Here is a 14264-nt window from a genome sequence, read left to right as displayed (position 1 = left end):
TCAAGTCGTGTCGTAGAACAAAGAATCCCCGTGCGTTCACGCCGGGGAGTGTCAAGGATTGTATATGGGACCCTGATTCAAGATCTACCGATTATCCTAACTAATGTGGCGACTTTCGTATTGGCTTCGACTATTTTGTGGTTTAAGTTAAAATATCACTAATATGGATATCCTCAATCTGATTAGGTCAATTTTTATACTGTGACTGTTACCAAATTCGCCCGCGAACGTTTATTATTTACCCCAGCTACACCGGAAACTAATGCGGTTCCGGTGATTTTGGCTTTCCCCAATGAATACAGTGTGGGAATTACTAGCCTAGGTTATCAGATAGTATGGGCGACTTTAGCACTCCGTCAAGATGTACAAGTTAGCCGCCTGTTTACAGATCTGAGTGAACCTCTACCAAATAACCCAGAATTATTAGGGTTTTCTCTGTCCTGGGAATTAGACTACAGTAACATTTTACAGCAGTTGGAAGATTTAGGACTGCCCAGACGATCGCACTCGCGCGATAATCAACAACCCCTAGTTTTTGGCGGCGGACCTGTCCTCACGGCCAACCCAGAACCGTTTGCTGATTTTTTTGATGTGATTTTACTGGGAGATGGCGAAGATTTAATACCTAATTTTATCAGCGCCTATCAACAGGTTAGACAAGCAGACCGACAGACTAAATTACGCCACTTAGCACAGGTTCCGGGAGTGTATATCCCCAGTTTATATGAGGTGACTTATCACAGTCCTGATGGGGCGATCGCTTCTCTTAAACCTATTGATAGTGATATTCCCCCCCAGGTGCAAAAACAAACCTATCGCGGAAATACTCTATCAGCTTCCACCGTAGTCACGGAATTGGCGGCTTGGGAAAATATTTATATGGTGGAAGTGGTTCGCAGTTGTCCAGAAATGTGCCGTTTTTGTTTGGCTAGTTATTTGACTTTACCTTTCCGGACGGCGAATCTTGAATCATCTTTAATCCCGGCAATTAATCGGGGTTTAACTGTCACTAAAAGGCTGGGTTTATTGGGTGCTTCGGTGACTCAACATCCCGAATTTAACGAATTGTTGGATTATCTGAGTCAGCCAGAATATGATGATGTGAGATTGAGTTTGGCTTCAGTTCGCACCAATACGGTCACGGTGAAACTAGCGGCTACTTTGGCGAAACGAGATACTCGTAGTATTACTATAGCGGTGGAAAGTGGTAGCGATCGCCTCCGTAAAATCATTAATAAAAAACTCGATAATGATGAAATTATCCAAGCTGCCATTAATGCGAAAGCCGGAGGATTAAAAAGCCTTAAACTCTATGGTATGGTGGGGATACCGGGGGAAGAATCAGAGGATTTAGAGGCGACAGTTGCTATGATGCAGGAGATTAAAAAAGCCGCCCCTGGTTTACGTCTGACGCTGGGTTGTAGTACCTTTGTTCCGAAATCTCACACTCCTTTTCAGTGGTTTGGGGTGAATCCAGCCGCCGAAAAAAGATTAAAGTTTTTAGAGAAAAAACTGCGCTCCAATGGGATGGATTTTCGCCCGGAAAGTTATCGATGGTCGGTAATTCAGGCTTTAATTTCCAGAGGCGATCGCCGTTTATCTGATCTCTTGGAAAAAGTCCGCCATTATGGGGACAGTCCCGGAAGTTATCGGCGGGGGTTTAAGGAATTACGCGGACAGCTTCCCCCCATAGATTTTTATGTTAATCAAGACTGGGAATTAAACCAGGTTCTCCCCTGGAGTCACCTCCAAGGACCTCTACCAGAAACAACTCTTAAAAAGCATCTTGATGATGCTAGAATTTGGGCGAGAGACAGGTTATCTTAGGCTACAAAAAACTGAGAAATATCTTCTCCACATTCATCGGCTAAGTAGCAAAGGGCGCGAAATCGCATAGCCACAACTTCCTCATAAAAAGGATTGAATTTGCAGAGGGGGGGAATTTGTAAAACTGTACGCCCAAACATTTTGATAGTGCGTTCAAAGGGGCATTTTGCGGGGATTAAATTGCAGATTAACCGGGCTGTTTTGGGATTTTTGACTTGAATATCGAGCCAGGTTTTGATGGGTTTTAAGATGAAATTTGGCTGGGTATTTAAGTTGGGTGTATTCATATCTGCTATGGCTCCTCCTCGGTTGCTATAGATTTAATTTAGCAAGGCGATCGCTATAACGCCAGGGTTTACTTATATAAATTTTTGATTATGATTATCAAAATTTATACATATCCCGCCGAGGAAGTAGCCACCGCCTGAAACCTCTTACCTAACCGGGTTTGGTGTTACCCGGTTGGGTGGGTGGTTATTTTTTACCAGCAAAGTGGGTTTGGAACATCTCCAGAGCTACCGGAGCCGCCGCCTTAGAGCCAAAACCGCCATTTTCCACGACTACAGCAATGGCAATTTCTGCTTGATCCGCAGCACCAAAGGCGACATAAACCGAGTGCGATCGCTGTCCCCAAACCTCAGAAGTTCCGGTTTTCCCGCCAGTTAAAGGGATACTACCATCATTCATCACCTGAGCGGTTCCATACTGGACCGTAGCAACTAACCCCTCTCGAATTTTTTGAATCACATCAGGAGCCAATCCTGTGGGTACAGGTTGGGTAGCGGGAGTATTAGTCATGGAAGAGAGTAAATGGGGTTTAACTCGCTGTCCACCATTGGCGATCGCCGATACCATCACCGCCAACTCCAGAGGGGTAGCTAGTACCGACCCTTGACCAATAGACATCGTGACAGTATCCCCCAAAAACCAGGGTTCCCCAAACATTTTTTCCTTGTCTTCCGGGGTAGGAACCCATCCACTAGACCCCTCTGTTAACCCCAACAATCTTAAATCCGTAGTACCAATTCCCAAATTTCTAGCCCATTTAGCCATGGTTCCCGGGCCAATGGCCATCCCCAGGCGATAGAAAAAGGTATTACTACTAAAGGCTAAAGCATCCCGAAACCCAATTATCCCAAGCCCGCCACTATGTTCTTTAAAGGCAATCCCACCAATAGTAATTGAATCTGAGGTCGCAATTACCGAATCTGGACTAAAATGGCCAGAAGCCATACCAGCAGCAGAGGAAACAATCTTAAATGTACTTCCGGGGGGATATCCCTGTAAGGCGCGATTCAGAAACGGATGGTCTAACCCTTGGAGTTCTTCCCATTGTTGGGGGGTAATGGGGCGAGTAAATAAATTAGGGTCAAATCGTGGACTACTCGCCATTGCTAACACTTCCCCAGTTTTCACATTCAGGGCTACTGCTGCTCCCCGTCGCTGTCCCAGAGCCTGTTCCGCCACTCTCTGCAGATTGATATCTATGGTTAGTTGTACGTCTGTACCCCCTTGAGAGGATTTCTCACCAAAGATCCGCAGTTCCTCGTTTTTGGCGTTCACTTCCACCAAGCGAGCGCCCCACACTCCCACTAAATCTTTATTGGCTAAGGCTTCAATCCCCAACTGTCCTACTACCATGCCCATTGGCCAATCGGGGTTAGCTTTTAATTCTTGTAGGTTGGCTTCCCCAATGTAGCCAACTACTTGAGCTGCTAAATTACCGTGGGGATAGTGGCGACTCGACTCCATCCTAATTTCCACCCCGGACATCTTCTCGGCATTTTCCGCTAACCAGATAAAGGCTTCTGGAGTCAGATTATTGCTAATGCGGACTGAGGTGGCGGATTGGTAGCCGATGCGTTCTAGTTCGTTTAAAATGCTGCTTACTGGTACATCCAGTAACTCACTCAGTTGGTTAGCCGCTTGTTTCCACTGTTCTGGGGTCTTTTCCCTTGGCCAGAAAAAAACCCCCCGCACTTGGTGGTTATCGGCTATGGCTGTACCATTGCGATCGAGAATTCGACCCCGATTTGAGGGGACTGGAATCAGCCGGATACGGTTTTCTTCCGCTCTCAGTCGGTTTTCTGCTCCCTTCACCAGTTGCAGTTGTACCAGCCGATGAACCTGCAAACCTATCAATCCTGTGGCTACCAGCATTAATAGTAAACCACGATACAGCGGTCGCGGCGCTTCCTTGCGGACAGTCGGGCGATCGCTACTAGTAAAATGGACCCTAGGGTTAAAAGACAGTTGACGCACCATAGACCTTGAAATAAATCTCTGATACAACATACTATTTTTTGGGCAAGTTAGTACCTATTCCCCAAGACACCAAGTCACAATTAACCCCACAAATGCTAACCCAGTCCAATTCGGTAGGTGTAGCCAATTAAGAAAGCTCAGAGGGTCCAGCCAAAATGTCTCTGTTAGCAGAATGCTCAGAATTAGCGCGATCCAGGTAAGTAGTACAGCCATAGCTTAGATCCTGAGTGCAATACAAATGAGGATATGTGTTGACTAGATTTTAACATTAGCATGGCTCTCGGCTTCCTGAGTCGGTCTCTACTCAGGCTATGCTATTTTTTTTTAAAACTACTAAGGTTATATCATCTAACAGCTTTTGTGTGCCGATAAATTGCTTGACATCTTTAACTACCCTTTCACAAATACTATCAACTGACTCGTGGCGGTTTTCCTGAAGCACTCCACAAAGTCGCTCCATACCATACATTTCCTGTTGCTCATTAACGGCTTCCGGGATACCATCGGTATATAAAACCATCACTTCTCCTGGATTGACTTTCACCTCTAGCTGATTAATAAAATCTGAGATATTTTCTTCTAAACCTATCAGAAACCCTAAGTCCATTCTATCAATTTGTTCGACTTCTCCATGGTTACGAACTACAATTCAACTTTCATGCTGTCCGGTTAAATGAAATTTATCATCTGGAAATGTTAAAAAATACAGGGTTAAATTTTTATCGTTTCTCATCGGCATACCATTACTATAAATTACCTGGTTAATTCCATTTAAAAAATTTACGTGATCGGCTTATGGTCAGGCTGATTAAGTCCGAGCTGCTGTTGGTTTCATCAGCATTAACACCTTTCTAAACCATGTCCGGTTACATCACCAATACCTACTGTTAATCTGCCATTCTACTCTAGTATGATCTCATAATAATCTCCCCCAACTTCGTCCGCTGGCTCCATAAATTCGGCTGCCTCCAAGTTAGATATTTCTGCTAATTATTCCGGTTTCGGTAAAATCATGTATGGCAGTTTTTGAGCTACTTGTAATTCGGTTATGAGGCGAGATTTTCGGCTTTTAAACCTTGGTTTAGAGCCGTAATTTATGATAAAATTTGGCAGGTTTTTGGTTTTCGCTAATGTCTGAGAATCCCCTAATTTTATAGATAATATTGCCTTGTTTTTCCACAATAATAGCTGCTCTCATTTCTCAGGTAATACGGCGATCGCCTACTTGGATCTCTAGTCATCAGACATCACTGTTTCACCTGGTAAGGCTCTATTATAGGGGAGATAGCTAACTGTGTATGGTTGATTAGTTTCCTGTTGATAAATAGAATTATTTAGAGGTAAGTTATAGGTTTCTAAATCTCCCACCTGCTCAAGTGATAGTAAATCGGTGGCGGTTATGTTAAAATAAATTAGCTCCCCATTCGGTGCATAAATAGCTACTCCTACCTGAATCACATTTAAAAATTTGGTCAGTCTGCTTTCACTTTCTGCTAAGGCTTCATTTAGGGTGGTTAAATCTTGAAATGACTTTTGTAGTTGGGTAGCCATTGTATTAAAAGCCTCTGTAAGTTGTCCTATTTCATCATTTCTTTGCAGATATAGGGACAGTTTCCAGTCTCCTTTGGCTACATTACTGGCGACGATATTGAGGCGGGAAATTTGCCAAGTAATCCACCTAGCTGTTATCATACCAATAATAATTGCCACCATCATTGCACCAATACCAAGTTTAATAGTAGTGCGAATATTGGCGTTAATTTCGGACATAAAATCTGACTCTGGTACAACTACAACAATCAGCCAATCTAAATTATACTCATCCTGTAAAGGTCTAACTTTCACAAAGTACAGATTTTCATTCAATCGCAACTCATGATTTTGGGTACTCCCTAGAGTTTTGAGGTCGCCCAAGGTATTAAATAAATCTTTAGCCGTTGCTTGAGTAATGGGATTATTGCTTTGGGAACCATTCATTAATTCTCGGCGTTCTTATTCATCAATGGTCAAGGGTAATTCTCAGGTGGAAGTTGCCAAGAAAGTCCCGTCACGTTTGATCATAAATGCTTGTCCAGACTTCCCAATACTAAGGCTATGGAGAAATTCCGAAATATGATCTAGACGTAAGGTTGAAATTAATACACCTTGGAAGTTATTACTATCATCATAGACTGGATAAAGATGGCTTAAAAGTAGCGTGGGTTATAAGTAGGAGATATAAACATCACTCCAGATGGCTTGACCAGCTTCTTTGGCTGTGATATAAATGGTGTGCTTGCGTGGGTCTGCGTTCTCGACTATGGCTTGTACAGTAGTGCGATCGCCTTGGTCATTGGTATGATAATAATAGAAGCTAAAATCTGTCTCGGGTTCGATAATATTAATCATATTCTCCAAATCCTAACTCGATCGCATCCAGTTTTTTTGGGTTTATATTAGCAGGATAGGTATAATTCTAGGTTTTGGTAAACGCGATCGCTTACTTCTTCGATTAATTGATTCGCTAAATCGGCGATCGCACTTTTTCCGGTGCGGAAGGATAAATAACCCACCAGTCCGGTGGCTCACACTACTTGGACTACAAATGGTACAATTAAAATTGTACTAATCGAGGTATTCCCAAAGAGTTTGATAATGGCTTGGTTGAACTTTGGAACCAGCATAATATTGGCAGATATTTAGAATATGAGGCTAATCAAAATTTTCGTATCTGGGGGATATATTCCGCATCGAGATAGGGGATTTTACCCAGAAAATTAACTTGAAAAGACCCTGAAATTTAGTAATTATCACCCTATCAATAAACGTTGATATTGATTTAATTGTTAATCAAAACTCACCCGTAAAATCTATGAGCAAATCCCCCCCTATTACTCTAAGAGAGGGGGGAATGATAGTTTAGCTGATGGTTTGTTCCGACTCGATTTGGTCTAATAGCGCCACCACTTCACGCTCAAACGCCACCTTAGCGCGGTTAGTTTTACCGCCAATATAAAGCCGATCACCCTGCTGGAGTCCCCAAATTTGGGAATGAGATACATAGCTCATTAATACACTAATCATCAGCAATCCAAATCCTGCATAAACAATTGGAATACCTGGATCAGCTTTAATTTGCAATCCCGTACTTCCCACCACCTCATCAACATAGAGGGTGACCCCATTGATGTCAAGAGACATACCCTCGCGGACTGTTGAGACTAACTGACCATCATTATCATAAATTAACACAGTTCCCTGTAAATCTTTCGCCAGCAGGGAGACTCCCTCACTCAAATCAGTTTTGGTGGGAACCCAAGTTCCCCAAATGCGACCTTTTCCCCCGGTATCTAGTTGCGCCATTGGTAGTTGTAGCACCGGGGAACGATTGATCCGAACTTTTACCCCAGCTATTCCCCAATCAGCTTGATAAAACGTGATACCATCATAACGTAGGGGTTTATTAACATGAATAGTTTGGCGATCGCGTTCTTGTCCCTCCCGATCAACTACCGACAAATCTGAATAAAATTGATCGATAGTGCCATCAGGTGTATAATCAATCCAAAACCGATTAACTTTAACCGCCCAATCTTGGGGCATTTGAGACTCAGAAAACGGCCCAGCATCAATAATATTTTGAATGCCAAATATCTTACCACTAGGGACAAGTTCTTGAGCTATAAAACCCGTCATTGAACCGACAATTGAACCAGCCAAAATAATCAACATACTAGCGTGAACTATAATGGGTCCAATCCGACCAATTATACCTCGGCGAGCATAGAGTTTATTTCCCTCTTGAAATACCAGATAACGACGGCTTTCTAAGGTTTGTTTGAGATGGTCTAGGGATACATTTTTCACCTCGGCACTTAAAGCTAAATTTTTAAACTGTTTTTCCTGTTCGTAATATTGCCAACGTTGTGCCGATTTTAATGTCGGTAACTGCCGGGTGAAAGTGCAGGCGGTGAGACTAGAGCCAAATAAAATTAGGATTGACAAAAACCACCAAGTGCGGTAGACATGATCTAGCCCAATAAATAGTAATACCTTCCAGGTTAAAAACCCAAATAAAGCCGGATCTTCTGGGTAGTTGGCTTGATAAAAGGCGGCGGACTGTCCTTGTTCGATGACAGTTCCAGAAATGCTAAAAATGGCGATCGCTAATAATAAAACAATCGCTAATCGCAAATCCGCCAACACCGGAAGTAATTCTTTGCGGAAAAATTGTCGGGGTGCTGTTCCCCAACTAGAAAGTTTGGATAAAACCACATCTTTAGCAGTCATAATTAAATCAAGATTTTGCAAAAGTTAACTAGGCGATCGGAGCCAGTCGGGACAACAGAGAAAACACCCCAAACCCTACCAGTAAAACACCACTAGCCGGAGTAATCCAACCCGACCACTGACGCAAAGCCAGCAACCTTTTAATAGTAGCCGTAAATGTACCCGCCACAATCAACGGAGCCACATAACCCACAGCGTAAGACAGCAGCAGCACCCCCCCTAGAAGGATATCGCCAGTGGTAGAAACCCAAGCCAGAATCGTCGCTAACACGGGGGTACTACAGGGAGAAGCCACCAAACCAAAAGTTAACCCCAACAGATAAGACCGCGCAGAATGGGGGAGGTTTTCAGGAATCCACCCCATGGTATCAAAAGCCGGAAGTTGCAGGGGTAAGGCGTCTAAAAGGTTCAATCCCATCAAAATGGCGATCGCACTCACCAGAATAGGCAAACCCCAGCCAATCTGACCATAAACCTGTCCCACCAGAGACGCAAAAATCCCCAATCCCGCTAAAGTAGTTGCTAGTCCCAAAGCAAACCAGGTAGACTGAATAGCTGCTGTGGTGCGATTTTGATTTTCATATCCACCAATATAGGCAATCGTAATCGGCAACATAGACAGCATACAGGGGGTCAAACTGGTTAGCAACCCAGCAGCCAACAGGATGAGAACGCTTGGCCATCCCAGATGGGTTAGTTGTTCGCGCACTAGGGTATTAGCAAATTGTGCAATTTCATAGAGTTGTGTTTGTAGGGTTTCGCTCATGAGTCTAGTTGATTAGTTTGGGAACTATCAAAGATTGTAACGTTTTTTTAGCGAGTCCACATCTCAAATAAAACTCCTACAGATCGCACAGCCAACGAGAAATAGATGCTACTTGATTTTCTTGATTGAGATTAGCTGCATTATGGAGCGTCCCATTTTCTAGTTGCTCCCAAATTTCCGCAGCCATCCTAGTTGCTATGGCTGCGCCGACAAAGAAAATATAAGGAGAATATCCCACTTGATATAATGCTTGTCGCATCCTATTTAGTGCTGCTTGTGCTGTTTTCCAATGTTCATCAGCTCCCGCTGGATCTATCCCTCCCTTCAGTTCACCTAAAGCTAGGATAGATTGTAAATTAATCTCAGTAGATTTATTAATTACCAGTTCTGTGGAAGCCATATTAAATAAACATAAATCTACATTACTATTAATTATTGGAACTGTTAGATTATAAATAAGTGTACGCTTGCCTAGTTTATTTTCCCAACTTATACCTCGTAAATATAACTCAATTTCTGTATCATTATTGGTCATATATAACCATTTTTTGCTGCGGGAATCTTGCCAGGAATATTTTGTCCCAGCAATGCTGAGAGTTGCCAGAATAGCACGGGTTAATTTCCTTTGTGCTAATACTCCCCCAATGTTACGCATTGACCCCCCAGACTGTCACCACGAGTTAATAAAAATCTAAATACTAATTCCTCTACAAAATTTGCGCCTGCTGGCTCCAGAAAATTCTTAATCAGACCATTTATTGCATCAATTTTATCCTCTGGCATCAAATATTTCAGGGATTTCTGAGATAGTCCTGCTGCCGTCAGTAATCCGATATCAATACCTCTAATATTCAGTAAATCAGCAGGATAGGTAGCTTGACTAGCCGCTTCTTGTAGTGCTTGAGCTTCTGCAACATAAGGTGTGGCTCGTCGATTTCTCTCCAGTGCCAGTGCTACAAAACCCGCACGGACAGCTTCATAAGTTGTCACCAAATCGTTACTAGATTTCAGGTGGTTAAGATAAGTATTCATAGATAATTATGATTAATTGATGTTTTTTGCCAGACATAAACACATTTTCTTAAAGGTTCACGCCCATGACTTCCCATTTGCTGACTACTGTTACCTTTATTGCCTGGTAAAATAAGTATATTTTCAACAACCAAACCCAAATTTTCAGCTAAATCAGAAAGAATCATATCTACGGAAATACTAATCCCAGCATAACGCACATTGTCATTAACCATAAATAAAAGTCCTCCGGGTTTAAGTAGGCGGGAGCATTCTTGAATCACACAAGCCATTTCGTAAAAGTATCCTTTCACCATTCTAGATATACTATTATTATTTAATTTGCCCTGTGATTTTTGCTGTTCTAAAAATTGTAATATGGCTTGCAATAGAGTTTGATTTTCAGCCACACTTAAAGCTAATTGCCAATTTTGATTAATAGCCAACAAATCTTTAGGGCGATTTTCAACAGTACAACTTAACATTTCCTGACGAAGATGGGTTAATTCTTTTGCAGACACTCCCAATAAAGCTAGTTCTAAGGCATAGGTACGAGTGTAATCATATCGATTACAATAAGGTGGAGATGTGATCATAGCGTCATAGCTACCATTAGGTAAACATGGCATTACTTCCAGACAAGACCCTTTATATAGGTGAATTTTACCTTGAGGTTTATGGGTAGGGAAAAGTTCAATTTGCTGTGTAGGTGGTTCTAAATCATTAATAATTTCATTGATTTTCTGAGTAATAGCATCATCAAAATCTAAAATATTGCCTTTATTCAAAGACTTTTTGCCACTACCTCGACCCGAACGGTAATCCCAACGTAGATACTGACCATCTTTTCTGGTGTAGCTTATCGATTCCAAAATACAAAGCAAAGCAAATAGTAAAACGGTTTGAATTTGAGGATTTTCCTGTTCGCAAGCTGCCAGATATTTCTCAATTGCTGTTTGAGTTTCTGGGGAGTAAGCACCCTGGGTAATTTTAAGCTCTGGTAGAGTGAGTTGATGTTCAAATTGTTTCCATAATTTTAAGTTGATCCAGTTTTTTAACCTGTGAATATCATCGCCTGTAAATTCGGAATTTAACAGCCTTCTTGTATCAATTATATTTTGACCAATGGGCAATAATTCAATACCATCAGCATGAATGCCGATATCACTAGCCGCAAATAAAGCAGTTCCACTACCTGCAAAGGGGTCTAAAATTTTGCCTTGAGTCAATCCGTATTTTGCCAATAACAGTTGAACTAGAGATGCGGAAAAGGCTTCTTTATACTTATACCAACGATAAATAGGTTGAGTTTTATTCGCCTGAAAACTGACTAACAGCCTGGTTAGTGATGGTTCGATTAAAAATTTGTTTTTAAAGGAATTATGTAAGTGTTGATCAAGACGGTTGACTTCCTGGATATCTGCTATGTTTTCGACTGCCTTTTCTCCTGATGATTTATAATTAGAGATTCCCCACATTATCTAAACCCTAGAAACTGCCACATTGCTGACAGACTCAATGCCTCTAATCATACAAGATAGAGGCATAACCCCAGATACAAAAAACAAGTATGCTTCCAATGAGTTATCACAGAGAATGAATTTAGTTTTGACAACTAAAACATAGCGGATTTCTTGATGTTCTAAAATCAGATAATTAATCATTGATTCTAGGGGGTCAATGGAAAATGACTGCTCGGAAACTGTAATCGGACTTCCCATTAAGTTTCCTAAAATCTGCAGAAAACTACTCAGTAAAATATTGCCCACTTCTGTCAACACTTCACAGGCAGAAATATTCAGATGTTCAATAGGTTGTCTCGAATTTTGGCGGAGTAAATTAGTTAACATTACTGCCACCGGATAGTCAAGAAGTATTAAGGCATCTCCGGACAAGGAACCAGACAAAGTTTGACGGACATTAGCCACCTCATTAGCAAAACAGTGGGCAAATTCGGTTTTACATTTACTCAGAGGATACAGCCAAATATTAGAAACATCCAAAATCACCGGACATTGAATTAATGCTGATAAAGAACTTGCCGGTCGTCTGGATAATATCATATTGATAAATCCAATCAGTGCATTCTGTTGTTTTTCTGTGAGCAGCATCACGAGAACTCCCAAACCCTAAAGAACATCTAATTTATAAATAATCTACGATCGCTTTAGCCATCTGATTCAGGGGGATACTGCGATCGCTTAAACCAGCTTCTACCACTGTTCTAGGCATTCCATAGACCACACAGCTTTCTTCAGCTTCCGTAAAAACCGAGCCTCCGTGGGACTTAATCCAAGCTGCACCTTGTTTACCATCAGATCCCATTCCAGTCATAACCACACCCAAAACCCGTTCTTTATAGATCTCCGCCGCCGATTGAAACATGACATCCACCGATGGACGGTGAGGTAAATCAAAAGGTTTAGTGTGCAAATGGACAACCACATTTTGATCACGATTACGCTTAAAACTCAGATGGTGTCCAGCCTGAGCAATTAGCACCTCACCGGGGCGGACCAAATCTCCCGCTTGAGCCTCTTTAACATCGAGAGAACAAAGACGATTGAGGCGTTGGGCGTACATATTAGTGTATCCCACAGGCATATGCAAAACCACCACAACCGGAACTGGCAAATTTTCCGGCAATTGAGGAATTAAAAACGCCAAGGCTTGAGGGCCTCCTGTGGAGATTCCGATCGCCACCAATTCAATTTTTCCGGAACTAATAGGAGGGCGAGGTAATGGCGGTGATGAGTGCAATTCATTAACATTAGTGATGCAGTGAATAGGGACAGTAGATGCTGTTTTAACTTTAGCGATTAATTCATCACTAATATCAAACATTTTTTCGGTAGCGAGAGCCGTAGGTTTATGGACAAAATCCACGGCCCCAGCATCCAAAGCCGCCAGAAATTTCTCGCCTCCTTCATTAGCAATACTGACGACAATCACAGGTAGGGGACGGCGTGCCATTTGGTGTTTAATAAACTCCACACCGTCCATTTTAGGCATTAACAAATCCAAGGTTACGACATCTACTTGGTCTCCCAGCCGTTCAATTTTGTCCAGAGCATCGGCACCATCATGGGCGACATCAACCACCTCAATAAAGGGACTACGAGACAGCATTTGTCTAATCACCTTACGGACATAGGCGGAATCATCTACAATCAAAACTCGGATAATATTTTTCATCTCATGGCTCCTCAGTAGTATATTTTATATTATATCAGGTAAGTTAACGCTTTTTGTGATAGGCAAATGCTTGCCTAATATCTATCAATTTGAAATCGGTTTCAAACTTTAACAGGGACTCGGAGGCACTAATAAATAAATAACCCGATTCTGCCATTCTTTCCGAGAATAGTTTAACAGTTTTCTGGATGGATTTATCCGAAAAATAGATGAACACATTTCGGCAAAAAATAAAGTTAATATTTCTAAATTTGGCAATTTCTTGAGGGGAAGTAATGTTGGCAACTTGCCAGGTGATTCGCTTGTGAATACTCGGCTTAATGCGCCAATTATCTCCTTCTTTGTCAAAATATTTATCCTGGATTTTCGGGGGAGTTGCCCGAAATGAATATTGTCGATATAGTCCTGCCTTAGCCTTATTAATTGACCGAGGGGAAGCATCACTACCGTAGATATTAATAGGTAGTTTGTCAAACCAACCTGCCTCTTGTAAAGCCATAGCAATTGAGATAGGTTCTTCACCAGTAGAACAAGCCGCGCACCAAATTTGAATAGGTCTACACATCGGCCAATCATGAGATGGAGAACCAGCTTTATATTTGTCTATTAATGATGGTAACAACACATCAACCATGACCCGAATCTGGTCAAATTCCCGCCAGAAGAAAGTTTCCGAAACCGACAGAGCATCCATCAGGCATTTCCACTCACCATCGGCATCAGGATCATATTTAAGTAGATAATAGTAATCCAAAAACGAATCAAAGTTCTTGTCTACTAATCGAGGATACACCTTATCCGCCAACAGGTCTCTTTTGCTGGATTCGTAGTACAAACCAGTGCGGTCGTGAATTAAATCCCGCAGAATAATAAAGGTACTTTCCGATAGTTCTAGAGAGTCTGGGCGAAATGACATAGATCACATATAAAT

Annotated in this window: 14 protein-coding genes and 2 pseudogenes; 1 reads left to right on the top strand and 15 read right to left on the bottom strand. The window is 42.0% G+C overall.

All coding sequences use genetic code 11. The features are described from left to right. Positions 1-201: 201 nt before the first annotated feature. On the top strand, positions 202-1827 hold the full coding sequence (locus tag P5683_RS05860) for a radical SAM protein (RefSeq protein ID WP_315639524.1): 1626 nt from the start codon (positions 202-204) through the stop codon (positions 1825-1827). Here P5683_RS05860 and P5683_RS05855 read toward each other — a convergent pair. From P5683_RS05855 to P5683_RS05790, 15 genes and pseudogenes are all read right to left on the bottom strand, one after another. After that, on the bottom strand, positions 1824-2114 hold the full coding sequence (locus P5683_RS05855) for a Mo-dependent nitrogenase C-terminal domain-containing protein (protein ID WP_006623150.1): 291 nt from the start codon (positions 2112-2114) through the stop codon (positions 1824-1826). The two genes, P5683_RS05860 and P5683_RS05855, sit on opposite strands and share 4 nt — an antisense overlap. Positions 2115-2301: 187 nt before the next feature. Continuing rightward, positions 2302-4092: a penicillin-binding protein 2 gene (mrdA, locus tag P5683_RS05850; protein WP_008055460.1), complete on the bottom strand. Its 1791-nt coding sequence runs from the start codon at positions 4090-4092 to the stop codon at positions 2302-2304. Positions 4093-4146: 54 nt separating this feature from the next. Then, positions 4147-4305: a hypothetical protein gene (locus P5683_RS05845; RefSeq protein ID WP_006623148.1), complete on the bottom strand. Its 159-nt coding sequence runs from the start codon at positions 4303-4305 to the stop codon at positions 4147-4149. Positions 4306-4396: 91 nt separating this feature from the next. Further along, positions 4397-4741, bottom strand: a complete 345-nt coding sequence (locus P5683_RS05840) for a PP2C family protein-serine/threonine phosphatase (RefSeq protein ID WP_228116628.1) — start codon at positions 4739-4741, stop codon at positions 4397-4399. Positions 4742-5325: 584 nt separating this feature from the next. Next, positions 5326-6069, bottom strand: a complete 744-nt coding sequence (locus P5683_RS05835) for a HAMP domain-containing protein (RefSeq protein WP_006623145.1) — start codon at positions 6067-6069, stop codon at positions 5326-5328. Positions 6070-6111: 42 nt separating this feature from the next. Then, positions 6112-6258: pseudogene (locus P5683_RS26400) on the bottom strand (cache domain-containing protein); the annotation flags it as partial. Between the two features lie 36 nt (positions 6259-6294). After that, positions 6295-6480, bottom strand: a complete 186-nt coding sequence (locus P5683_RS05830; protein ID WP_006670540.1) for a hypothetical protein — start codon at positions 6478-6480, stop codon at positions 6295-6297. Between the two features lie 47 nt (positions 6481-6527). After that, entirely contained in the window at positions 6528-6644 is a 117-nt protein-coding gene (locus P5683_RS05825) for a hypothetical protein (protein WP_006623143.1), read from the bottom strand. 346 nt (positions 6645-6990) lie between these two features. Next, positions 6991-8361 (bottom strand): cytochrome c biogenesis protein, encoded by a 1371-nt coding sequence (locus P5683_RS05820; protein WP_315639523.1) that lies wholly within the window; start codon positions 8359-8361, stop codon positions 6991-6993. A gap of 28 nt (positions 8362-8389) precedes the next feature. Beyond that, positions 8390-9127, bottom strand: coding sequence for a cytochrome c biogenesis protein CcdA (locus P5683_RS05815; protein ID WP_006623141.1), 738 nt, complete (start codon positions 9125-9127; stop codon positions 8390-8392). Positions 9128-9203: 76 nt separating this feature from the next. Next, positions 9204-10159 (bottom strand): annotated as a pseudogene (locus P5683_RS05810) (AvaI/BsoBI family type II restriction endonuclease). Continuing rightward, the gene (locus tag P5683_RS05805) at positions 10156-11616 is read right to left on the bottom strand and encodes a site-specific DNA-methyltransferase (RefSeq protein WP_315641795.1); all 1461 of its coding nucleotides are present in this window, start codon (positions 11614-11616) and stop codon (positions 10156-10158) included. The pseudogene P5683_RS05810 and the gene P5683_RS05805 overlap by 4 nt, the downstream one beginning before the upstream one ends. A gap of 3 nt (positions 11617-11619) precedes the next feature. After that, a complete protein-coding gene (locus P5683_RS05800; protein ID WP_006623138.1) occupies positions 11620-12249 on the bottom strand; it encodes a chemotaxis protein CheC in 630 nt (209 codons plus the stop codon). 34 nt (positions 12250-12283) lie between these two features. Continuing rightward, the gene (locus tag P5683_RS05795) at positions 12284-13333 is read right to left on the bottom strand and encodes a chemotaxis response regulator protein-glutamate methylesterase (RefSeq protein WP_006623137.1); all 1050 of its coding nucleotides are present in this window, start codon (positions 13331-13333) and stop codon (positions 12284-12286) included. Positions 13334-13376: 43 nt separating this feature from the next. Beyond that, positions 13377-14249 carry a protein-glutamate O-methyltransferase CheR gene (locus P5683_RS05790; RefSeq protein WP_315639519.1) on the bottom strand — a complete coding sequence of 291 codons (873 nt, stop codon included), beginning with the start codon at positions 14247-14249 and terminating at the stop codon, positions 13377-13379. Positions 14250-14264 lie beyond the last annotated feature (15 nt).

The sequence above is a fragment of the Limnospira sp. PMC 1279.21 genome, assembly GCF_032349615.1.
GTDB classification, from domain to species: Bacteria; Cyanobacteriota; Cyanobacteriia; order Cyanobacteriales; family Microcoleaceae; genus Limnospira; species Limnospira fusiformis.
The sequence above is the reverse complement of the archived record's forward strand: the minus strand, read 5'-3'. Positions and strand labels throughout refer to the sequence as shown.

Excerpts from the sequence above, each read along its gene's own strand:
- P5683_RS05830 (WP_006670540.1), bottom strand. The coding sequence starts at position 6,480 with ATGATTAATATTATCGAACCCGAGACAGATTTTAGCTTCTATTATTAT.
- P5683_RS05800 (WP_006623138.1), bottom strand. The coding sequence starts at position 12,249 with ATGCTGCTCACAGAAAAACAACAGAATGCACTGATTGGATTTATCAAT.
- P5683_RS05845 (WP_006623148.1), bottom strand. The coding sequence starts at position 4,305 with ATGGCTGTACTACTTACCTGGATCGCGCTAATTCTGAGCATTCTGCTA.
- P5683_RS05795 (WP_006623137.1), bottom strand. The coding sequence starts at position 13,333 with ATGAAAAATATTATCCGAGTTTTGATTGTAGATGATTCCGCCTATGTC.
- P5683_RS05815 (WP_006623141.1), bottom strand. The coding sequence starts at position 9,127 with ATGAGCGAAACCCTACAAACACAACTCTATGAAATTGCACAATTTGCT.
- P5683_RS05790 (WP_315639519.1), bottom strand. The coding sequence starts at position 14,249 with ATGTCATTTCGCCCAGACTCTCTAGAACTATCGGAAAGTACCTTTATT.
- P5683_RS05855 (WP_006623150.1), bottom strand. The coding sequence starts at position 2,114 with ATGAATACACCCAACTTAAATACCCAGCCAAATTTCATCTTAAAACCC.
- P5683_RS05820 (WP_315639523.1), bottom strand. The coding sequence starts at position 8,361 with ATGACTGCTAAAGATGTGGTTTTATCCAAACTTTCTAGTTGGGGAACA.
- mrdA (WP_008055460.1), bottom strand. The coding sequence starts at position 4,092 with ATGGTGCGTCAACTGTCTTTTAACCCTAGGGTCCATTTTACTAGTAGC.
- P5683_RS05835 (WP_006623145.1), bottom strand. The coding sequence starts at position 6,069 with ATGAATGGTTCCCAAAGCAATAATCCCATTACTCAAGCAACGGCTAAA.
- P5683_RS05805 (WP_315641795.1), bottom strand. The coding sequence starts at position 11,616 with ATGTGGGGAATCTCTAATTATAAATCATCAGGAGAAAAGGCAGTCGAA.